Here is a 21995-nt window from a genome sequence, read left to right as displayed (position 1 = left end):
TTCTCCTGTGAATAGCTGTGTACTCAGTGTACTCCTGTGTACTTGATGAATGAGGGTGAATTGATCAAAGCTATTGGTGTGCTTTGTTGAATTTGCCGGAACGAGACTCGGAAACGGATGGAGCGATCGTTTGGAATACCGAGCCAGCGGCCTCGGGGCGTGGCTGGATTCTGGGAAAGTGCAAATCTATGACTACACGGCCCAATTTCTCATGTCAGCTGTCCTGCGGAGGGTTCGGCCTATGGGACACCAAAAACGACTGCTTTTGCTGCTACATCGATACGATGCCGCGCACCCGGTGCCCGATGGCCATCGATTCACCGCTGAGCCCCGCGGCCCGCGGTGAGAGCAGGAAGGCAATCACCTCGGCGACCTGCGTCGGCGTCGTATCGCCGAAACCGCCAGGCGCTACCGAGGTCGCCGGATGCTCGCTGACGATTCCCGGGCTTACGGTATTGATGCCGATCCCCATCCCCGCATGCTCATCGGCCAGGTGCTTCGCGATGGTGATCAGTGCCCCGTTGCGCACCGAACCTGCGATATTTCCGGTCACTAGTGCGTTCTGGCCGGAGACCCCGACAATCCGTCCGGAGCCGGCTGCCCGCATATGCGGCAGCACCGCGTTGGCCATGCGCAAGAACCCCAGAGCCTTTCCCTGCACCGCTTCCATGACACGGGCCGGGTCGGAGTTCCCGGCCGGATCCAGTGTCCTGGCGCTGGGTGCGGCGGCATGCACCAAGCCGTCGATCCGTCCATGCATGTCCATCACCTGCTGGATGCCAGCCTGCACCGAGTGCTCATCGCTTGCATCCAGCTGCAGGTCCGTGCTGGCAGAACGTGCGGCGCTGATGGCGATCGCTCCCTCGGCCCGCAGGCAGCGGACCACCGCGGAGCCGATCAGCCCGGTCCCGCCGACAACCAGCACAATTTTTCCATCAAGTTCCAAGTCCATGCCGTTTAGCGTATCCGCCATTGCTGGTATTGCGCAGCCCTTTGGGGAAGAATCGAGCCCATGGATACCACGCGAATCGACGAACCCGAGTTGGAAGTCTTCGACGAGAACTGGCAGCGGGCGCTGGTGCTCATGGCGCACCCCGACGACCCCGAGTACGGGACCGCACTGGCGGTGAGCCGCTGGACCCGGCAGGGCAAAGAGGTAGCCTACGTCTTGGCGACCGCCGGCGAAGCAGGAATCGAGACCATGGCCCCGGCGCAGGCCGGGCCGCTGCGCGAAATAGAGCAGCGGCGGGCCATAACCCATGTCGGAGTTCAGGAGCTTGAATTCCTGGGTCTGCCCGACGGCAGGTTGGAATACGGCATCGAGCTGCGCCGCGCCTTTGCCGCAGCGATCCGCCGCCACCGCCCCGATGTGGTCATCACGTTGAACTTTGAACGCACCTTCGGCGGCGTCTACCGGAACTCAGCAGACCACCAGGCCGTGGGCCGAGCCGTTCTCGATGCGGTCTCCGACGCAGCCAACTCCTGGATCTTCCCCGAACTCACCGATCCACCGCATACCGAAGTGCAGATGATCGCTGTTTTCGCCGACGGGGCGCCGACGCATTGCGTCCAGATCGAACAGCAGGACATCGATGCCGCCATCGCCGCATTAAGCGAACACCGCGAATACCTCGCGGCCTTGAGCCCTGACTCGATCGAGGACCAGGCGCGGGCACAAGTTGAGATGGTGCTGGGAGAACACCGCCCGGCAAGGGTGGGCTTCCGTGTCTACCGCTGAGTGGGATGGGCTGACCGAAGAGCAGCTGCGCGCCAACGGATCGCTGAAGTGGACCGCCCATGAGCACGCCATCGGGGCGTGGGTGGCGGAGATGGATTACCCGTTGGCCGCCCCCATCCGCCGAGCGCTGCGCGACTACGCCGAGTCGGAACTCTTCGGCTACCCGCCTCCGGCGCTCGATGCGCAGTTGGCGGCAGCGGCCAGCGACTACTACGGCAGGAACTTCGGCTGGACGCCCGATCCTGATTTCATCGCGCCAATTGCCGATGTGCTGGCCGGGCTTGGTGCCGTGCTGGACATCTTCCTGGAACCGCAGGCCGCGGTCGTGGTTCCAACCCCGGCCTACATGCCGTTCCTGACCTATCCGGCGCTCAAGAACCGCCGAATTATCCAGGTGCCGATGCTGCGCGGCGACTCCGGGTGGCAGATGGATCTATCCGGCATCCGCGAAGCGCTGCAGAACGGCGGCGGTCTGGTGCTGTTGTGCAATCCGCACAATCCCATCGGCAAGGTCTACACGCGGCAGGAACTGCAGTCGCTGTCGGAAGTCGTCCAGGAGCACGGAGCCAGGGTCTTCTCGGACGAGATCCATTCCTCGCTGGTTTTCGAGGGGGCCCATGTGCCCTATGCCTCGCTGTCGCCGGAAACTGCTGCGCACGCCATCACGGCAACCTCGGCGACCAAGGCATTCAATATGCCGGGCCTCAAGTGCGCGCAACTGGTCTTTTCCAACCCGGCCGATCTGGACCTCTGGCGGGACAAGGGATTCTTCATCGGTCATGGAGCCTCCACTCCTGGCAAACTGGCTACCATCGCGGCGTACAACAGCGGGGAACCGTGGCGCCAGCAGGTCTTGGGTTATCTTCGGGACAACCGGGATCTGCTCACAGAGCTGCTGGAAGAGCATCTGCCCAGGGTGTTCTGGCTCCCGCCGGAGGGGACCTATCTGGGCTGGCTGGATGCCAGGGCGTTGGGGCACGGCGAACGAACGGCCGAGTTTTTCCTCAGCCAGGCCCGCGTGGCACTGGTCGAGGGCGCCCAATGCGGCGAAGGGTCCGAGGGGTTCGTGCGCATGAACTTCGCGCTCCCCCGCCCGATCCTGGTCGAAGCCATCAAGCGCATGGGACAGGCCGCATCGAAGACGGATGGATTGTGAGCAAGGAACAGTCGAAATCAAAAATCCGGCGGAAGCTGGCCCATTCGCTCGACGGGCAGATTCCAGTGAAGCTCACACGCAGTGTTGCGCCGGACGAACGCGAGGAAGGAATCGTCCGCAAGCTGGGCGAGGACTGGGTCCTGCTCGTGAAATTGCGCGACAGGGCGTACTTCAACGGATACATGATCCTGCGCATTGCAGACCTCGAGAGGGTGAAGCTGAAGCGCAAATTCATGCCGTTCATTGAATCCCGGACACCGGCGGCACCCCAGCTGAACCTCGACGACATCGATCTGGGCTCTGCCGGGAGCATCTACGGCACAACCTCTGCGACTGCGCCGCTTATCCTGCTCTACGAGGAAGAGCGAGCCCCGGACAAGTTGTGGATTGGCACGGTTGTAGAATTGCGCCGCAAATCAGCATGGATTCACATGATCAATCCGAACACACGCTGGTACGAGAAAGTCGTTAATGTCCGGTTCAAGAATCTCACTCGTATTGACCTGCTCAGCGACTACGACAGGGCGCTGCTCTACATGGCCGGCCCCGAGCCGAAGGCCGGCTGACCTCAGGCATCGCTTCCGGCCCTTCCACGCGACAGGCGTCCCCGCTAGGGCTTGCCGGTAATCAGGTCCGCCATGCGGGCAATCGGCGAGGTGGTGCCGCGCCCGTCCAGCTCGCTGCGGTCGGCCCAGCCGTACGCGGCGTACAGTCCCTTGGTGGCGATCCAGCGCAGTGGTTCCGGCTCCCACTGGCGCACGCGATGGTTGACCCACGGGAGCTCGGTCAGCTCGGTGGGTTCGCCCAGCACCAGGTCGCGCAGGGTGCGCCCGGAAAGGTTGGTGGTGGCCACGCCGGTGCCGACGTAGCCTCCGGCCCAGCCAAGGCCGGTGGCCGGATCCAGGCCCACGGTGGCCGCCCAGTCGCGCGGCACCCCGAGGACACCAGACCAGGCATGGTCGATGCGGGCAGAGGCGGTCTGCGGGAACATCCGGTGAAGCACCTCGCTCAGCCCGTCGATGGTCACCTGCGGCGTCTTGCCGTCGGTGTCCGTACGCGAGCCGAATTTGTAGGGCACCCCGCGTCCGCCGATGGCGATGCGGTCATCCGCGGTGCGCTGGGCATACATGTAGACGTGGGCGAAGTCGCCCAGCACCTCTCCCCTGCTCCAGTTCAGGTCCTCCCAGAGGCCCTGGCTCAGCGGCTCGGTGGCGATCATCGAGGAGTTCATCGGCAGCCACAACCGCTTGTGCCCCTTGATGCCGGCGGTGAAGCCCTCGGTGGCACGCAGGATGAATTCAGCGTTGAGCGTTCCGCCCTCGAACTCCAGCTGGCGCGGTCGAATGGTGGTGACGTGGGTGTTTTCGTAGATCGTGACGCCGAGCTTTTCGACCACCGCGGCCAGGGCCTTGACCAGCTTCGCCGGGTGGATGCGCGCTGCATGCGGGTGCCACAGCGCCGCCCGGGTTCCGGCGACATTGATTTTCGCGCAAGCCTCGGGAGCTTCGAGGAGTCTGGTGTCCGTGTGCGCCCACTGGGCTTCGGACCTCGCGTGCGAGCGCAGGCGGCTTTCCTGGGCAGGGGTGCAGGCGACCTCGAATTCGCCGCCCTGCTGGATGTCCGCCTCGATGCCCTCGGCCTCGCAGACGGCGATGACCTCGGCGACGGTGCGGTTCATGGCGTCCTGGAACGCCTCGGCGGCGCTGCGGCCATGGCTCTTCACGTAGCGTTCCCGGCCGCCGGTGACGGTGTTGGTCAGCCAGCCGCCGTTGCGGCCGGAGGCGCCGTAGCCTACATGGCGCGACTCGACCACCATGATCTTCAGCCCCGGCTGCGCCTTGGCCAGGTAGTAGGCGGTCCACAGCCCGGTGAAGCCGGCGCCTACGATCGCCACATCGGCGGTGTGGTGGCCGGTAAGGGTCGGGCGAGGATCGGGCAGACCGATGTGCTCCCACCAATGGGAGACGTGACCGTTGATCATCAGAATCCTTCACTGCCGCATCGCAAAATGAACGTGCTTCACTTTGCGGGTTCAGGATTCACCCTATGAGCCGGGCAACAGCCTGACAAGAGTTTGGCGCAAAATAACCGGAGGTTACTCGGAGAGTTCGACCTTCGCACCGGGAGCCGGGGCGCTGACCGCCAGCGTGGCCACGCCCACCTCGTCGCCCAGTTGGGCGCGCACCTGTTCGGCATGCTCGGCATCGCGGACCAGCAGCGCCAGGGTCGGGCCGGAGCCGGAGACCATGGCCCGCAGCGCGCCGGCGCCTTCGGCCAGGTCGCGCACGGTCCCCAGCTCCGGGGCCAGCGCCAGGGATGCCTGGGTCAGGTCGTTGACGAGCACCTGGGAGAGGGCCTGGGCGTCCGAGTGCATGAGCGCCTCGATGACGCCTGGATCCACCTCCTGCGGCACCGCGATTTCCTGCCCGCTGCGCAGCCGGTCGAGCATCGCGTAGACGCGCGGGGTGGACAGCCCGTAGCTGGCGGGAATCAGGACCCACTGGGTCTTGGCGCGGGTGAGCAGCGGGGCGAGTTTGTCACCGATGCCCAGGCCGATGGCCGCGCCGCCCATCAGGGCGAAGGGCACGTCCGCGCCCAGCCGGGCTCCGAGGCGGCCCAGTTCCTCGCGGTCCAGGCCGGTCTGCCACAGCTCGTTGCAGGCCACCAGCGTCGCGGCCGCATCCGCGGAACCGCCGCCCATGCCGCCGGCAATGGGCACCCGCTTGGTGATATGCAGGTTCGCGCCCAGGGTGCAGCCGGTGTGCTGGCGCAGCAGCTGCGCTGCCTTGTACACCAGGTTGTGCTCGCCCAGCGGGAAGTTCTCCGGATCGGAGACCACCGCGGAGCCCGGTTCCAGGCTCAGCTGCAGTTCCCCGTCCTCGCGCAGGGTCGCCTCGATCTGCTCCAGCAGCGACACCGCGACGTACAGGCTGGCGACCTCGTGGTAGCCGTCCGCGCGGGGCGGGCCGACACGGAAGTAGACATTGATCTTGCCCGGCGCGGTGGCGATGACTCGCTGTTTGGCCATGTCTAGGACTCTGGCTTCGGCTCGGCCGGAACCTGCTCGGCGGCGCGGGCGATCGCGATGTACGCGTCGATGTCCAGCTTCTCGCCGCGTTCCTTCGGGTCGATGCCCGCCAGCGTGAGGATCTGCTCGGCGCGGATGCCGGAACCTGCCCAGCCGGACAGGGCCGCGCGCAGGGTCTTGCGGCGCTGGGCGAACGCGGCGTCGATGATCGCGAAGACCTGCTTGCGGTCCGGTGCATCGCTGCGGTCCGTGTCGCGGGTGAACCCGACCAGGCCGGATTGGATCTTGGGGGCCGGCCAGAAGACGTTCATGCCGATGACTCCGGCCTTGCGCATGGTTCCGTACCAGGCGCCCTTGACCGACGGCACGCCGTAGATCTTGCTGCCCGGGCCCGCGCTCATGCGGTCGGCGACTTCGTCCTGCACCATGACCAGGCCGTGGCGGATCGAGGGGAAGTGCTCCAGCAGGTGCAGCACCACGGGAACCGCGACGTTGTACGGGAGGTTCGCCACCAGCGCGGTGGGCTCGCCGGGAAGTTCGGTGACCTTCATGGCGTCCGAGAGAATCACCGTCAGGTCGTTTTCACGGCCCGGGCGGAACTCGGCCATGGTCTGCGGCAGGCGCTTGGCCAGCGGCGGATCGATCTCCACGGCGACCACCTTGGCGGCGGCGTCCATGATGCCCAGGGTCAGCGAACCGAGCCCCGGTCCGATCTCCAGCACGGTCTCCTCCGGGGAGACGTTGGCGGCCGCCACGATGCGACGGATGGTGTTCCCATCGATCACGAAGTTCTGGCCCAGGGTCTTGGTAGGCCGGATCCCCAGCTCATCGGCCAGACGACGGATTTCGGTGGCCCCAAGCAGCGGCATAGATTCCTTAGACATCACGTTCTCAATTCTAGTTCAGCCGGAGCCGGACGCACGAAAAGCGCAACGCTCCGGTTCCAGTGAACCGGCGCGTTGCGCTCAATGAAGTTATTCGGGGCGGTGCCTAGCGCAGTCCCAGCTTGGACGAGCAGGCTGGCCAGTGACCCCAGCCGCCGCTGGCACGCAGCTTCTCTGCCGCGGCAACCTGCTCGGCAGGAGTTGCCTGGTGCGGCAGCGGTGCGTACTTGGTGCCGCCGACCGCACGCCACGACGAAGCGGAGAACTGCAGGCCGCCGTAGTAGCCGTTGCCGGTGTTGATCGACCAGTTGCCGCCGGACTCGCACTTGGCCAGTGCGGCCCAGTTCGCGGAAACGCTGCCGGATGGGGCCTTGGTGACCTTCGAGGAAGAATCCTTCTTCTCTTCCTTCTTTTCTTCCTTGGTGCCGACCTTGACGACCTCGGCAACAGGCTTCTTGGTGACCTTGGCCTTCAGGACTTCTTCCTCGCCCTTCTTGCCGTTGCGGGTCTCCTGGCGCAGGGTCAGCTCGCGCTCGCCCTTTTCGCCCTTGGTTTCCACCTTGGTCTTGCCCTTGGCCAGGTTCTTGTCCTTGACCTTCTCGGTTTCGAAGGCGATGTCGCGGGTCTCGTCCCAGGTCTTGATGCTGACCTTGATGACCTCGATCTGCTGGCCGTCGGCGATCTTGGTGCTGGTCTCGACGTCCTTCTCGGTGTCCTTCTTGACCTTGACGTTGACCTCGTCGTCGTCGCCCAGGGAGACGCCCTGTTCGGCGAGCAGCTCCTTGACGGTCTGCGCGGTGGTCGACGCCTCGGTCTTCTTCTTGTCCACCAGCAGGGTGACTGCCTTCGGGGTGATGATCTTGATGTCGCTGGCAACTGCCGCCAGGTTCTGCGATTCATCCATGGAGATCTCGGCGCCCTTTTCCAGGTCGAGTTCCTCGACCAGATCGGCGACGGTCATGCCGGTGGTGTGCACCACGCGTTCGGTGCCGTCCAGGTTGACCTGGACCGACTTGTTGCGCTTGATCTCGATCTTCTGCGCATCGACCACCGGGGCGTCGGTCGCCACGGAAATCTCGTCGCGCTCGCCCAGGGCGATGTCCTGCTGTTCAAGCACGGAAGCCACGGTGGCGGCACGGGTGGTGACCACCTTGCTCTCGCCGTCGACGGAGATGGTGATTGATTTCTGGCCGGCGATATAGAAAACGGTGCCGGCAATCACCAGGGCCACGGCGAGCGCCTGGACCAGGTATTTAGCCCAGCGGTTCTTGAGCAAGTGAGTCACGGTAGTGAGATCCCCATCGTTTGTAGGCCGGGCTCCGGAAGGTGCCCCGGAAAAGCTGTCCGGCCCGGCGGCTAGGCCGCCTGTCTATCATTCAGTTTCTGCGCCGTGTTTCCCAGGCTCTGGAACCAGGATCAGGCTGCGTTTCAACCAGCCGCCCTGTAATTGGGCACCGTCGTTCAACACATCTGCATCTACCGTAACCGAATTGTTATATTTCAGGCAACAGTCATATGGCCATCAACACATTCGACGGGTCTAGAATGCCCCGTACACTTCGCGGGTATTCGCCTCCAGCTGCGCGCAGAATTCGGCCAGATCCGCGCCGCGGGTTTCGGCCATGAAACGCACGGTGTACGGGATCATGTAGCTGGCGTTGGGCCGTCCCCGGAACGGGTGCGGGGTGAGGAACGGGGCATCGGTTTCCACCAGCAGCAACTCGGGTTTGGCAAGGCTCAACGCCTCACGCAGGTCATGCGAGTTCTTGAAGGTGACGGTCCCCGCGAACGACATGTACCAGCCGTTCTCATTACAGATCCGCGCCAGCTCGGCGCCTCCGGAGAAGCAGTGGAAGACCACGCGCCCGGGCAGGGGCGAATCCTTCAGGATCCGCACCACATCGTCGTGTGCGTCACGGTCGTGGATTTGTAGCGCCTTGCCCTGCTCCACGGCGATGCGCAGGTGTTCGCGGAACGAATGCTCCTGGGCAGCATGCCCTTCTTCGCCGGTGCGGAAATAGTCCAGTCCGGTCTCCCCGATGGCGCGCACCCGGTCATCGGCGGCCAACTGCTCGATCCGGGCAATCGCCTCCTCCAGGGCTCCGCGTTCTGCCAGCCGCGCCGCATCGTTGGGATGGATCGCCACGGCGGCCAGCACGTTGGGGAAGTCATTGGCCGCCTTGACGGCGTATTCGGAGGACTCGACATCGCAGCCGACCTGGATCAGGCCCTTGACCCCTACGGCCGCCGCAGCGGCCAGCGCATCCGCGGCCTCGACCCGGACCTCGCCGTCCAGGAAGTCCAGGTGCGTGTGGTTGTCCACCACCGCCACCGGCAGCGGGGCCGGCGCTTCGGGGTATCGCAGGTTGCGCTTCGAGCCGCCCTTCTCATTGGTCCCGGATCGGCCCCGCTCCCCGTCTGCCGCCGCAACCTGCTGGGCGTCCGGACGGTAGGCCGTGGGGATGCCGGCGTAGATATCGCCGGGGTTCGTCGTTTCGTTCTTCGCTGCCACCGCTGGTCCTTCACATCCGCTGTTCTTCCGGGCGCTGGGCCCACCAGACATTCTCTCACCACGACGGTGCAGGCCGCAGCCGGCGGGTCCGAATTCAGGCAATTAGAGTCTGTTGCTGGACAAAAGAACCCCATACGATATGTGCAACAGCTATCTGGATTCGACTGCGCCCAACAACCTTGCGAGCAGGCTGAACCTGTCAGGAGGATGCGCATGAGCGCAAACCCAACGTTGCCTTCGCTCGACTCGTCGTTCAGGCACAATTGCCAGCGCGTGTTCGAAGCGGTGCAAACCGTCATCACCGGAAAACCCGAGGCCGTCACCAACGCCATGGTGGTGCTGCTGGCCCAGGGCCATCTGCTGGTGGAAGACGTGCCGGGGGTCGGCAAGACGATGCTGGCCAAATCCCTGGCGCGCAGCGTGGACGGTTCGGTGCACCGGATCCAGTTCACCCCGGACCTGCTGCCCAGCGATGTCACCGGCGTCTCCGTGTATTCCCCGCAGACCCATGAGTTCACCTTCCATCCGGGCCCGATCTTCGCGAACATCGTGATTGCCGACGAGATCAACCGCGCCAATGCCAAGACCCAGTCCGCCTTGCTCGAGTGCATGGAGGAGCAGCAGGTGACGGTGGATTCCATCACCCACCCGCTGCAGCGCCCGTTCATGGTGGTCGCCACCCAGAACCCCATCGACTCCGAGGGCACCTTCGCGCTGCCCGAGGCCCAGCGCGACCGGTTCATGGGCAGGATTTCCATGGGCTACCCGCAGCGCGACGACGAGCTGGCCATGCTCAGCAGCCACCACCGGGACGAGCCGCTCCAGTCGCTGGTTCCGGTGCTGCGGCTACAGGAGCTGGTCCGGATGATCGACCAGGTCAAGCTCGTCACGGTCACCGACCGGCTGAGCGCCTACGTGGTGGATCTGGGGCGCGCCTCGCGCGAACACCCGCAGGTGCAGCTGGGCGCCTCGCCGCGCGCGCTGCTGCAGTGGGTGCGCGCCGCCAAGTCGCATGCCGCGATCTCCGGCCGGGACCACGTGCTGCCCGAAGACGTGCGCGCGGTGGCCGAAATGGTGCTCGGGCACCGGCTGATCCTCACCCGCCGCGCCCTGGCCGACGGCGTGGAACCTGCCGCCGTCATGCAGGAACTGCTGGCCAGCACACCGGTCAGCTAGGGCGGTGGACAAATGGACAAGCCCCAGCGCTTCGACTCGCGCAATGCCCTGTCCTGGACGCGCTCCGACGAGGGCCCCGAGGCCCTGCGCCGGTGGCATCTGGACCTGTTCACCCCGCGCGGCTGGTACACCCTGGGTGCCGGGGCGGGGCTGGTCGCCCTGGCCTATGTGCTCGGGCGCCACGAGCTGATGGCCTTGGGCGTCGGGCTGGCCGCGCTGGCGGTTTCCAGCTGGCTGATCGTCCTGCGCGCCCGGCGCACCACCAGCCTGCGCCGGGCGCTGCACTCCCCCGCGGCGACCGTGGGAGAGGCCGCGCTGGTCACCCTCGAATGCCCTGACGAGGTGCGCCTGCGCGAAACCCTGCCCGAAGGCTTCGGCCCCGGCCCCGAGCTGGCCGGCCCCGGCGCGGTGGACTACGAACTGGTGTTCCGCTCGCGCGGCATCCACCTGCTGGGCCCGGCCCGGCAGGTGATCTCCGATCCGCTGGGACTGATCCGCGGCATGGTGTCCATCGGACAGCCGCAGCCGGTGCCGGTGCGCGCCCAGATCCACCCGCTGTCGCGGTTCGCCTCGCTGGGCGAACGCATGCTCACCGGAGATGCCCGGTTCTCGCGCAGCACCACGGCCGACTACTACGACGTGGCCACGCGCGACTACCAGCAGGGGGACTCGATCCGCCAGGTGCATTGGAAGGCCACCGCCCGCCACGGAAAACTCATGGTGCGCCAGGAGAACCACGTGGCCACCGCCCAGGCGCTGATGGTGCTGGACCGCACCGGGGAGCATTGGCAATCCGGCGGCGCTGACCTGCGCGTGGGCATCCCCCAGGGACTGGGGCCGGAGCTGGCCAGCAGCCGCCGGTTCGAGAACGCGCTGTCGCTGGCCTGCAGCATCGGCCAGCGCTACGCGGAGAGCGGGTACCAGCTGCTGTTCCGAGATCTGGACGGCAGCCCGCTGGTGGGCGGGGATTCGCTGCAGCTTTCCGAGCATGCCGCCCGTTCGAGCTTCGAGGACTTCCATCTGGCCAGCGCGGAACTCGGTCCGCTGCCCTCCGCGTCGGGCCAGCGCCCGGTCCAGGACCTGATTGGAACGAACCTGCACCGCGAGCTGCTCTCGATGCGAGAGGAACCGGTGATCATGATCCTTGGCCACCTGAGCCCGGACCAGGCCGCGGCCCTGGCCGCCCTGTCCCGCACGGTGCGCCATGTGGAGCTGTTCCTGCTGGCCGCCCACCCCGAACGCCATGCCCAGGTCCAGCAGCTGCTGGCCCGCACCGGATGGAACATCCACGTGCTGCACGGCAACGGTTCGCTGGATGACGCGCGAGGCGTCTCATGAGAGCGGCCCTGCACGACTCCCCCGCCCTCCCGGCCCGGGAGGCCGAGCCGCGGCGGCCGGCGCCCACCGAACCCTTGGCCCACAACCTGCTGGCCCGTGCCACAGCCGCGGTCTGCCTGGCCGTGGCGGTGCTTGCCGGCTTCTCCTCGCTGACCGGCGTCGTGGAGGGACGAGCCTGGTTCCCGGGGCTGGTGCTGCCGGTGCTGGCCATCCACCTCAGCGCCGGGGTGCTGCGCGGAATCAGCGGGCTGCGCTGGTTCGCCTACCCGGTCGCCGCCCTGGTCGGCCTGGTCGCGCTGTTCCAGCACGAAGCCATGCTGTCCACCGGGTACACGCTGAGCGGCTTCCAGTGGTTCAACGCGGTGCTCTCCGAGGCGGCCCTGCAGCTGTCCACCCAGGTGCCGCCGGTGGCCTATTCGCGCTACGTGGCCTTCGCCATCCTGGTCTGCGCGGTGGCGATCAGCCTGCTCGTCGAGCTGCTGGCCAGTTTCCGCAAGGTGGCGCTGCTCGTGATCGCCCCGCTGTGTTTCGCCCCGGTCATCGCTTCGCTGTTCAAGCAGGAAGGCGCCGGCATCTGGAACGTGGCACTGCTGCTGGCCGCGGTGCTGGGCTACACGGCGCTGCTTCCCTACCTGTTCCGCGGCGGGCAGCAGCCTGCCGCTGCGCAGTTCCCTGGTCCGCGCCAGCTGGGCTTCCTGGCCGCCACCGCACTGGTGTGCATCGCGGCGATGCTGGCGGCCAGCTTCTGGATGCCTGGCTTCCGCAAGGGCATGCTGCCGGAGGGCATCCGCCCCTCCGGCGACCTGCTGGCCAGCAACGTCGATCCGCTGCTGACGCTGGGCCGCGACCTGCGCGCCAACAACGGCAGCACCATCCTCAGCTACTACACCAGTTCGGACAAGGCCCCCTACCTGCGCACCTCGGTCATCGAGGATCTGTCCCAGGCCCGTTGGGAACCGAACGAGGCGCTGCCGGAGGACACCTACTTCGGCAACACTGCCATGCAGGAGGACTTCACCACCTTCAACGCCAACGAGCGGGTGGCCCGGCTGGAGTGGGCCAACGGCATCTCCTCCCCGGTGCTGCCGCTGCCGGACCGCAGCTACTTCGTGGAGGGCATCGTCGGCAACTGGAACTGGGTCCCCGAGTCCTCGGTGGCGCGGCTCAGCGGCGACGCCGTGGCGGCGACCGGGGACATTTCGGTGGCCTATTCGGAATTGGACCTCAGCCCGCAGATGGCCCGCAACCTGGGATTCTTCGGCGGGGTGGCCCCGGACGCGCCCGGCGAAATCTACCGCCAGCTGCCGGAGGATCCGAAGAACACGCTGCGCACCGCCCTGGACGGCGCGCTGGACGAGGCCTACCGGGACGCCGAGGCGACCGGCAGCGATTTCGAGAAGGCCGTGGCGATCCAGGATTTCCTGCGCTCGCGCAAGTTCGGGTATTCCGAGCGCACCCCGTTGCGTGAAGGCTACGACGGCGCGAACAAGCGTGTGGTCGAAGCCTTCCTGGAACGCCGGCAGGGATACTGCGTGCACTTCGCCTCCGCCATGGCCCTGATGGCCAGGGAGGCCGGGATCCCCTCGCGGATCGCGGTGGGCTACGCCCCGGGCAAGGCCAACGGCAAGAGCGTGGAAATCGGCAAGGACCCCGTCGAAGGCGAGCTCGAATCGCGGCTGGATCCGGGCACCACGCTGACCGGCTATGCGGTCACCGGGCAGCAGTCGCATTCCTGGCCCGAGCTCTATCTCCAGGGCCTGGGCTGGGTTCCCTTCGAGCCGACCCCGGGCCAGGGCCAGCCGCCGAGCTATGCCCCGCAGGAAACCAGCACCGCCGGGCCGGCGGGGTTCGGCGACGAGGAAGTTCCCACGGACCGCGCCACCCAGCGTCCCGCGGAATCGGCCGAGACCAGCGCGCCGGCCGCCGCGCCGCAGGCGGCCACGGGAGAACCCGCCAACAGCTGGTGGGCGCTGGCGCTGCTGATCGCAGTGGTCGGCGGGGCGCTCTCGCTGGCCCCGCTGCGGCGCCGGCGGCTGTCCAGGCAACGCCAGGCATTAATCGCCGCCGGCGGCGGGCCCGCGGCCGAGGCCCTGTGGGTGGAGCTGCAGGCCATCGGCGCCGATGCCGGGAGGCGGGCCGGCGAGCAGGAGTCGGTCAGCGACTACACACGCAGGATCGGCGACGACTTCGCCCGGCTCGACGGCGAACTGCGGCGGCTGGAATCTGCCGTCCAGGCCAGCTTCTACGCCGCGCGGCATCCGGAACCCGATGCCGCGGCGCAGCTGGTCTCCGACCTGCAGACGGTGCGGGCGCAACTGCACCTGGCACTGCCGCTGCGCTCCCGGATGGCCGCGGCGCTGTTCCCCGCTTCCCTGCGCTCGGCAAGGCTGCGGCGGCTTGACGATTCCCGGGCGCCCCGGGCCTCGGCTCCGTAGGCGGCGTTAAAAAGCTGGCGGGCGGCCCCTGTCACAAGGGACCGCCCGCCAGCTGCTGGTGCTAGCTGCCTACTTGGCTGCGTACGGATCGGCGATGCCGATGTACTGCACGGTGGTGTACTCGGCCAGGCCCTCGGCGCCGCCCTCGCGGCCCAGGCCCGACTGCTTCACTCCGCCGAACGGCGCAGCGGCGTTGGAGATCACGCCGGCGTTGAATCCGACCAGGCCGAATTCGATCTGCTCTGCCACGCGGAACAGGCGGCTGAAGTCCTTGGAGTAGATGTACGACGCCAGGCCGTACTCCGAGGCGTTGGCCAGCTTGATGGCGTGCTCTTCAGAGGTGAAGGTGGTCACCGGGGCGACCGGGCCGAAGATCTCCTGGCCCAGGATCTGCGCGTCGTTGGCCACGTTGACCAGCACGGTCGGCTGGTAGAAGTAGCCCGGGCCTTCAACCGGGGCGCCGCCGACCAGGGCGGTGGCGCCGTTGGCCACGGCCGCCTCGACCAGGGCGTGAACCTCGTCGCGGGCCTTCTCCTCGACCAGCGGGCCAACGGTGGAGTCGGCTTCGGTGCCGCGTCCCGGCTTCAGCGCCTTCATCGCCGCGGCGAACTTGGCGGTGAATTCCTCGGCCACGTCCTGGTGCACCAGGAAGCGGTTGGCCGCGGTGCAGGCCTCGCCCATGTTGCGCATCTTGGCGGCCATGGCGCCCTCGACTGCGGCATCCAGGTCGGCGTCCTCGAAGACGATGAACGGCGCGTTGCCGCCCAGTTCCATCGAGGTGCGCAGCACCTTGTCTGCGGCGTCCTTCATCAGCTGCTTGCCCACCGGGGTGGAGCCGGTGAAGGAGACCTTGCGCAGGCGGTCGTCCTGCATCAGCGGACCGGAGATCTTCGAGGCCGAAGCACCGGAGACCACGTTCAGCACGCCTGCCGGCAGGCCGGCTTCCATCATGGTGGCGGCGAACAGCTGGCTGGTCAGCGGGGTCAGCTTGGCCGGCTTGAGCACCATGGTGCAGCCTGCGGCAACTGCCGGGCCGACCTTGCGGGTGGCCATGGCCAGCGGGAAGTTCCACGGGGTGATCAGCAGGCACGGGCCGACAGGCTTGTGCTGGACCAGGACCTTGTTCTTGCCCTCAGGAGTGGTGATGTAGCGGCCGTAGTGGCGCACGGTCTCTTCGGAGAACCAGCGCAGGAACTCGGCGCCGTAGGTGACCTCGCCGTAGGCCTCGGCCAGCGGCTTGCCCATTTCAAGGCTCATCAGCAGCGCGAAGTCGTCCTTGCGCTCGGTGACCAGATCGAAGGCGCGGCGCAGGATCTCGGCGCGCTCGCGTGGAGCGGTCAGGGCCCACTCGGCCTGGACTGCATCGGCGGCGTCGAGGGCTGCCATGGCATCTTCGCTGGTGGCGCTGGCCAGGGTGAGGAGCTTTTCTCCGGTGGCCGGGTCAAGCACGTCAAAGGTGCCGCCATCAGAGGCATCGCGCCATTCGCCGTTGATCAAAAGGCCGGTTGGCACCTTGGCGAGCAACTCGGCTTCGCGCTGAGCGGTAATCGACATACGCACATCTCCTGAAAATCTAAATGAAGCTAATCTTCGTTGATCCCAACGCTATTCTTGCCACGCGGGCGCTGTAAATCGCCCGTTGCACTATGAAAGCGCGAATTCATTGTGCATTCAGCCTACGGCAAATCGGCTATATTTCACTTACCTTACGTTCGGCCAAGACGGCTTCATACAGGTCCCGCTTCTTCACCCCGAACTGCTCGGCGACATCCGCCACGGCCTGCTTCATCCGGGTTCCCGCGGCGACAAGTTCGGCGACCTTGGGCAGCAGGTCCTCGATGGAGGCGGCAACGGGTTCGGGGGCACCGGAGACCACCACCACAATTTCCCCGCGAAGCCCTCCAAGCGCCCAGCGGTGCAATTCGCCCAGGCTGTCGCGACGGACCTCCTCGAACTTCTTGGTCAGTTCGCGGGCCACCGCCGCCTGCCGGTCGGCTCCGAAGGCCTCGATCGCCGCCTCCAGGAAATCTGCGACGCGGTGAGGTGCTTCGAAAAACACCATGGTGCGCTCCTCGTGCAGCAGCGCGTCCAGCCGCTTGCGGCGTTCGCCGGCTTTGCGCGGCAGGAATCCCTCGAAGGTGAAGCGGCCGGTAGGCAGGCCCGACAGGGCCAGGGCGGTGAGCACCGCGGACGGGCCGGGCACCGCGGTAACGCGGATTCCCTCGTCCAGGGCGGCGGCCACCAACGGGTAGCCGGGGTCCGAAACCGCGGGCATTCCGGCATCCGAAACCACCAGGATGGTGGATCCGGCCTTGGCCAGCTCCAGCACCTCTGAGAGCTTGTGGGCCTCGTTGTGTTCATGCAAGCTCATGACCCTGGCATTGATCTTCAACCCCAGGGCGTTGGCCAGGTGGTGGAAGTTCCTGGTGTCCTCCGCGGCGATGATATCCGCGCTCAGCATGATTTCCTTCAAGCGCGGGGACGCGTCGGACAAATTGCCTATCGGGGTGGCTCCCAGGACGATGACGCCCTCATTCTCTGAGTTCTGCACATTCTTTAGCCTACGCGATGTGGGAAAAGCGCACATTCTGCCAAGCTCGCCGGTAGCATGACTCTTGATGAGCCCCCTTGCCTTGCAAACCCCGGACACCGGTCACGTGCGATCTGCCCGCCAGGCCTTCACCTTGGAGAGCCTGAAACTTCGGATGCTGACCGCAACGGCTCCCCGGGGACCGCTGATGTGGATCATACCGCTGGCGGTCACGCTCATTGCAGGGCTGTTGCGTTTCATCAACCTGTCGCATCCCCACATGCTGATCTTCGACGAGACGTACTACGTCAAGGACGCCTATTCGCTGCTGCAAAGCGGTTATGAACGCGAGTGGGAAGAGGACGTCAACGCGCAGTTCATCGCCGGTGATCCGCGGCTGACCAGCGATCCGTCCTTTGTGGTGCACCCGCCGTTGGGCAAGTGGCTGATTGGCCTGGGCATGCTGCTGTTCGGGGACTTCAACGGCATGGGCTGGCGTTTCTCCGCTGCGTTGTTCGGCACCCTGGCGGTCCTGCTCGTCACGCTCAGCGCCCGACTGCTGTTCGGCTCGCACTACCTGGCCGGCGTTGCCGGGCTGCTGATGGCCGTCGACGGGCACTCGATTGTCATGTCGCGCACCGCGCTGCTGGACATCTTCCTGATGTTCTTCGTCGCCGCCGCGTTCTACGCGTTGCTCAAGGACCGCGCCCAAGGCAGGCTGTCGCTGGCGAAAAAACTCGCGGTGCCTGCCGGCAACCGGCCCGACGATTTCCTGCTGGCCCACGGCCCCATGCTCTGGTGGCGGCCGTGGCGGCTTGCCGCCGCGGTGATGCTCGGCTGCGCGGTCGGCGTGAAATGGTCGGCGCTCTCGTTTGTCGCGGTGTTCTGCGTCATGGCGGTGCTCTGGGACTTCTCCGCACGGCGCACCGCCGGCATCCACAAATGGTTCAGCTCGGCGCTGACCCGCGATGGCGTCTACGCCTTCGCGACCATGATGCCCGTGGTCCTGCTGACCTACCTGTCCACCTGGGCCGGCTGGTTCGCCACCAGCGGCGGACGCTACCGGCATTGGGCCGAGGAGCATCCCGGCGAGGGAGTCGGCTGGCTGCCGGCGCCGCTGCGCTCGCTGTGGGAATACCACCAGGCCGGCTACACCTTCCACACGGGTCTGGGATCCCCGCACGGCTGGCAGTCCTCCCCGTGGACCTGGCCCTTCGCCGGACGCCCCGTGATGTTCTATTTCGAAGGCTACGACCAGGGGGTCAACGGATGCGAGGTTTCCCGCTGCACCGAGGTCATCACGGACTTGCCGAACCCGGTCATGTGGTGGGCCTGCTCGCTGAGCATGCTGCTGCTGGTCCTCTGGTGGATCGGCGCGCGGGACTGGCGCGCCGGAGCCATCCTCTCGGCCGGCGCCGCCGGCTTCCTGCCCTGGCTGATGTACCCCGAGCGCACCATGTATTTCTTCTACACCCTGCCGATGGTTCCGGCCATGGTCCTCGCTCTGACGTATATGATAGGGAAGTTCATTTCCAGCGATCCGCGCCGGGGCGCGGCTACACGCCCCCGGGTTGCCGCGGTCTCCGTGTTCCTGGCAGTGCTGCTCCTGGTTTCTGCCCTTTTCTGGCCAATTTGGAGCGGCGAGCTGATCGCCGATGAGTACTGGCGCGCGCTGCTCTGGATCCCCAACTGGGGGTAGTCCCCGGCGGTTTGCGCGCTCCGCGCACCACCAATAGATGCGGTTTTCCTATGGAACGCGTCACCAACAATGTCGAAGGAATCAACTTCCATGCAAGAAGTGCACGTCGAGCAGCTGACGGATTTGGCGCCCGAGGTGAACGCCACCAACCTGCTCGGGGACCGCGTTGCGGCATCCGGCGGGCAGGCCCTGTTCATGGTCCAGCGCTCGGGCACCTGGCATGAGGTGACCGCCGACCGCTTCCTGGCGGACGTCAAGCGGCTGGCCATGAAGCTGGTCTCCGACGGGCTGCAGCCCGGAGGGAAGGTCGCCATCATCTCGCGCACCCGCTACGAGTGGGCACTGGCCGAGGAAGCCATCTGGTTCGCCGGCGGAATCTCCGTGCCGATCTACGAAACCTCCAGCCCGTTCCAGATTGAATGGATCCTGCGTGATTCCGGGGCGCGCGTGGTGTTCGCAGAGGACCACGAGCTGCGCTCGCACGTGCGCCAGGCCGCCGCCCAGCTGGGCGAACCGGTCATCACCCACATGTTCGAAGGCTCCGACGGTTCCAACAAGGAACTGATCCCCTCGGTGGGACTGCACAAGCTGCTGGTCGACCCGCACGACGTCGACGAACAGCTCATCGAGCAGCGCCGTGCGTCCATGCAGCTGTCCGATACCGCGACCATGGTCTACACCTCCGGCACCACCGGCCGCCCCAAGGGCTGCAACATGACCCACGCGAACTTCGCGCTGGTCGCGCACAACCTCGCAGCTCATATGGACGACATCCTCGGCGACCGACGCCGCACCCTGATGTTCCTCCCGCTGGCCCATGTGCTGGCCCGCGCAGTCCAGCAGACCTGCATCCACGGCGGCACCGTCATCGCGCATTCGAATTCCACCGCCACCCTGGCCCAGGACATGGCCGCGATCAAGCCGGGCTTCCTGCTGGCAGTCCCGCGTGTGTTCGAGAAGATCCGCACCGCCGCGCTGTCCACGGCCGAGGCCGGCGGCAAGGGCAAGCTGTTCCTGAAGGCCGAGCAGACCGCCATCGCTGTCTCCCGGATCCGCGATGCCAGGGCCCGCGGCCAGAAGGCCCGCCTGCCGCTGGGGCTGCGCGCCCGGTACGCGCTGTTCAACAAGGTGCTCTACCCGAAGCTGCGGGCGGTCTTCGGCGGCGACTGCGGCTACGCGATTTCCGGAGCCAGCGCATTGAACGAGGATCTGGCGCACTTCTTCCGCGGGGCCGGCATCCAGCTGGTCGAAGGCTACGGCCTGACCGAAACCACCGCCCCGGCCACCGTCAACCAGGCCACCCGCACCCGGGTGGGCACCGTGGGCCGCCCGATCCCGGGCACCAGCATCAGGATCGCCGAGGACGGCGAAATCCTGATCAAGGGCATCGGCGTCTTCTCCGGATACCACCAGAATCCCGCGGCCAGCGCCGAGGCATTCGACGCGGAGGGCTATTTCAAGACCGGCGACACCGGCATGCTGGACGACGCCGGCTACCTGAAGGTCACCGGCCGCAAGAAGGAACTGATTGTCACCGCGGGCGGCAAGAACGTCTCCCCCGGCCCGCTGGAGGAAATGGTCCGTGCCGGGCGCATCGTGGCGCAGTGCGTGCTGGTCGGGGAAAACCGGCCGTTTATCGCCGCCATGGTGTCCCTGGACCCGGAGGAACTGGTGCTCTGGGCCAAGGCGCAGGGGCTCGGACCCATGTCGCTGGCCGAGGCAGCAGCGAATCCCCAGGTGATCCAGGAAGTGCAAAGCTACCTCGACCTCGCGAATTCCACCGTCTCCAAGGCCGAATCCATCCGCAAGTTCGTGGTGCTTCCGGTGGAGTTCACCGAGGAGTCGGGGCATCTGACCAGCACGCTGAAGCTGAAGCGCCATGACGTGCTCCGCGATTTCGCGCAGCGCGCCGACGAGCTCTACCAGCGCTAGGGCCAGCTCCCCCGCAAAAGCACGCAGGCTGGTCCACCACGATTCGTGGTGGACCAGCCTGCGTGCTTTTCAGCCCGTGTGCTCTCTAGCCGCCCAGTCCGAAGGCTCGGGCTTCCTGGCGCAGGCGGGCCGCTTCGCGGCGGCGCCCGGTGGGCCAGCAGGTGATCAGCACGATGATCACGGCCAGCAGGATCAGCCCGGCGACGGCCGCGGCCGAATCGATCCAGAACTGCTCCGGGTACAGGCGGATCAGGGTGTCGCTGATGCTGAATGTCCAGCTGCCCTCGGAGAAGAACAGCGCGTGGAAGTCGCTGAAGAACGACTGCCAGCCCATGAACGCCAAGGCAACCAGTCCGGCAATCAGCACCAGGGTGGCGATGGCCCCGGAGAACAGCGCGCGGCGCACGCCGCCGGCGTAGCGCTTGGCCAGGTACCAGATGCCGATGACCATCAGCACGGCAAGGCAGGCGCCCAGCACGTAGGCGAAACCGATCAGGTTCTTCACGTCCACCATGTGCTGGACTTCCCCGGCGGTGAACATGGCAGAGCCCGTGGGCAGCACCAGCCCCGAGAGGAATTCCGGACCGGCAAAGTTGTTCAGGTAGTCGACCCCGTAGCTTCCGTAGGTAAGCCGTTCAGCGGCGCTGAACCCGAAGAGGTCGTCGGGGAACCCCGGCCGACCGTAGGACAGCGCGAGGAAACCGGGAGTCGCCACCAGGCGGATGGCGGCGATCAGGGTCAGGATCGGGAAAATCACCGCGACGAGGATCTGCGCCGGACGGGCCATCGCCGGCTTGGAGTTCAAGGCCCGTTCACGGGCCACACGCCGTTTCATGGCGGCTTCCGAGGGTTCTTCCTCGGGACCCGAGCTGCCGAAAACGCGGGAGCGGGCCTGGGCCACGGCCGCCGCGGTGGATGCGCTGGCTTCGTCCTTGGGCGCCACGGACACCGGCGGAACCACGGGGCCATCCGCCACGGCGGGGGCCGGGGCTGATTGCGCCTTCGCGGCCTTTTCCGCCGCGATTTCGTGGGGCAGCTTGATGGCCCGGATGATGTCCTCCACCGGGTTCTCCGCCTTCTCGGAAGCAGCCGGGGCGGCAGCCGCGGACGGCTCAGCCTTCACTGCCGGCTGCACGGTAGTCTTGGCTGCGGGCTTCGCGGGCGCCGCAGCGGCAGGCTCTGCAGGGGCAGGCTTGGCAGCTGCCGGCTTTGCGGGGGCCGGCTTCTGCACCGGTTCGGCGGGGCCCGCAGGCTTTGCCGGGGCCGGCTTCTGCACAGGCTGGGCGGCGGCCGCAGGCTTGGCGGCGGCCGGCTTCTGCTCGGCCGGGCGCGCCGGTTCCGGCTTGGAGGCGGGCGCTTCGCCCTTGATCACAGCTTTGGCGGCGGCCCGGCGCTCGGCTGCGGCCCTGGCCGCGGCGTCTGCCTGCGCCTTGTTCTTGTGCTCTTCCAGGCGAGCAGCAAGCTCTTCGGCCTTCTGGCTCAACGAGGCCTTGGGCATCTGCGTTGTTCCGGGATCCGGGGCCCCTACGGGGTCCTTCGCAGCCTCAGCCATGAGGAGTCCTCCTGC

17 protein-coding genes are annotated in these 21995 nt (G+C 66.6%); 8 read left to right on the top strand and 9 right to left on the bottom strand.

The features are described 5' to 3' along the window. Positions 1–271: 271 nt before the first annotated feature. A complete protein-coding gene (locus tag JQN66_RS04175) occupies positions 272–973 on the bottom strand; it encodes an SDR family NAD(P)-dependent oxidoreductase (protein ID WP_239464138.1) in 702 nt (233 codons plus the stop codon). Between the two features lie 39 nt (positions 974–1012). On the opposite strand from JQN66_RS04175, the gene JQN66_RS04170 reads away from it, so the two are divergent. The 3 genes from JQN66_RS04170 to JQN66_RS04160 are packed head-to-tail and all read left to right on the top strand — an operon-like array spanning position 1013 to position 3460. Then, positions 1013–1738 (top strand): PIG-L deacetylase family protein, encoded by a 726-nt coding sequence (locus JQN66_RS04170; RefSeq protein ID WP_204676752.1) that lies wholly within the window; start codon positions 1013–1015, stop codon positions 1736–1738. Further along, positions 1725–2894, top strand: a complete 1170-nt coding sequence (locus JQN66_RS04165) for a MalY/PatB family protein (protein ID WP_204676751.1) — start codon at positions 1725–1727, stop codon at positions 2892–2894. The genes JQN66_RS04170 and JQN66_RS04165 overlap by 14 nt, the downstream gene beginning before the upstream one ends. Further along, entirely contained in the window at positions 2891–3460 is a 570-nt protein-coding gene (locus JQN66_RS04160) for a hypothetical protein (protein ID WP_204676750.1), read from the top strand. The genes JQN66_RS04165 and JQN66_RS04160 overlap by 4 nt, the downstream gene beginning before the upstream one ends. Positions 3461–3504: 44 nt before the next feature. Here JQN66_RS04160 and JQN66_RS04155 read toward each other — a convergent pair whose 3' ends face one another. The 5 genes from JQN66_RS04155 to JQN66_RS04135 all read right to left on the bottom strand — a co-directional run bounded on the left by JQN66_RS04155 (position 3505) and on the right by JQN66_RS04135 (position 9318). After that, entirely contained in the window at positions 3505–4875 is a 1371-nt protein-coding gene (locus JQN66_RS04155) for an NAD(P)/FAD-dependent oxidoreductase (RefSeq protein ID WP_204676749.1), read from the bottom strand. 114 nt (positions 4876–4989) lie between these two features. After that, the gene (locus JQN66_RS04150; RefSeq protein WP_204676748.1) at positions 4990–5922 is read right to left on the bottom strand and encodes a 4-(cytidine 5'-diphospho)-2-C-methyl-D-erythritol kinase; all 933 of its coding nucleotides are present in this window, start codon (positions 5920–5922) and stop codon (positions 4990–4992) included. 2 nt (positions 5923–5924) lie between these two features. Then, on the bottom strand, positions 5925–6806 hold the full coding sequence (rsmA, locus tag JQN66_RS04145; protein WP_204676747.1) for a 16S rRNA (adenine(1518)-N(6)/adenine(1519)-N(6))-dimethyltransferase RsmA: 882 nt from the start codon (positions 6804–6806) through the stop codon (positions 5925–5927). A gap of 106 nt (positions 6807–6912) precedes the next feature. Next, complete coding sequence (locus JQN66_RS18585; protein WP_204676746.1) at positions 6913–8091, bottom strand: resuscitation-promoting factor; 1179 nt, start codon at positions 8089–8091, stop codon at positions 6913–6915. A 255-nt stretch (positions 8092–8346) separates the two neighbouring features. Continuing rightward, complete coding sequence (locus JQN66_RS04135; protein WP_239464137.1) at positions 8347–9318, bottom strand: TatD family hydrolase; 972 nt, start codon at positions 9316–9318, stop codon at positions 8347–8349. A gap of 213 nt (positions 9319–9531) precedes the next feature. On the opposite strand from JQN66_RS04135, the gene JQN66_RS04130 reads away from it, so the two are divergent. The 3 genes from JQN66_RS04130 to JQN66_RS04120 are packed head-to-tail and all read left to right on the top strand — an operon-like array spanning position 9532 to position 14267. Then, positions 9532–10494: an AAA family ATPase gene (locus JQN66_RS04130; protein WP_204676744.1), complete on the top strand. Its 963-nt coding sequence runs from the start codon at positions 9532–9534 to the stop codon at positions 10492–10494. Between the two features lie 12 nt (positions 10495–10506). Beyond that, positions 10507–11832: a DUF58 domain-containing protein gene (locus JQN66_RS04125; protein WP_204676743.1), complete on the top strand. Its 1326-nt coding sequence runs from the start codon at positions 10507–10509 to the stop codon at positions 11830–11832. Next, positions 11829–14267, top strand: a complete 2439-nt coding sequence (locus tag JQN66_RS04120) for a transglutaminase TgpA family protein (protein ID WP_204676742.1) — start codon at positions 11829–11831, stop codon at positions 14265–14267. The genes JQN66_RS04125 and JQN66_RS04120 overlap by 4 nt, the downstream gene beginning before the upstream one ends. A 69-nt stretch (positions 14268–14336) precedes the next feature. Here JQN66_RS04120 and JQN66_RS04115 read toward each other — a convergent pair whose 3' ends face one another. Both JQN66_RS04115 and rsmI read right to left on the bottom strand, forming a co-directional pair. Continuing rightward, the gene (locus JQN66_RS04115; protein WP_204676741.1) at positions 14337–15821 is read right to left on the bottom strand and encodes an NAD-dependent succinate-semialdehyde dehydrogenase; all 1485 of its coding nucleotides are present in this window, start codon (positions 15819–15821) and stop codon (positions 14337–14339) included. Positions 15822–15957: 136 nt separating this feature from the next. Next, the gene (gene rsmI / locus JQN66_RS04110) at positions 15958–16854 is read right to left on the bottom strand and encodes a 16S rRNA (cytidine(1402)-2'-O)-methyltransferase (protein ID WP_204676740.1); all 897 of its coding nucleotides are present in this window, start codon (positions 16852–16854) and stop codon (positions 15958–15960) included. A gap of 31 nt (positions 16855–16885) precedes the next feature. Here rsmI and JQN66_RS04105 point away from each other — a divergent pair, with 31 nt between their 5' ends. Continuing rightward, on the top strand, positions 16886–18496 hold the full coding sequence (locus tag JQN66_RS04105; protein ID WP_204676739.1) for a dolichyl-phosphate-mannose--protein mannosyltransferase: 1611 nt from the start codon (positions 16886–16888) through the stop codon (positions 18494–18496). 90 nt (positions 18497–18586) lie between these two features. Continuing rightward, the gene (locus JQN66_RS04100) at positions 18587–20428 is read left to right on the top strand and encodes an AMP-dependent synthetase/ligase (protein WP_204676738.1); all 1842 of its coding nucleotides are present in this window, start codon (positions 18587–18589) and stop codon (positions 20426–20428) included. Positions 20429–20513: 85 nt separating this feature from the next. On the opposite strand, the gene JQN66_RS04095 is transcribed toward JQN66_RS04100, so the two are convergent. Further along, positions 20514–21980: a TIGR01906 family membrane protein gene (locus JQN66_RS04095; protein ID WP_204676737.1), complete on the bottom strand. Its 1467-nt coding sequence runs from the start codon at positions 21978–21980 to the stop codon at positions 20514–20516. Between the last annotated feature and the right edge of the window lie 15 nt (positions 21981–21995).

This window comes from Glutamicibacter protophormiae (genome assembly GCF_016894325.1).
GTDB classification, from domain to species: Bacteria; Actinomycetota; Actinomycetes; order Actinomycetales; family Micrococcaceae; genus Glutamicibacter; species Glutamicibacter protophormiae.
This window is presented reverse-complemented; position numbering and strand designations above follow the sequence as displayed.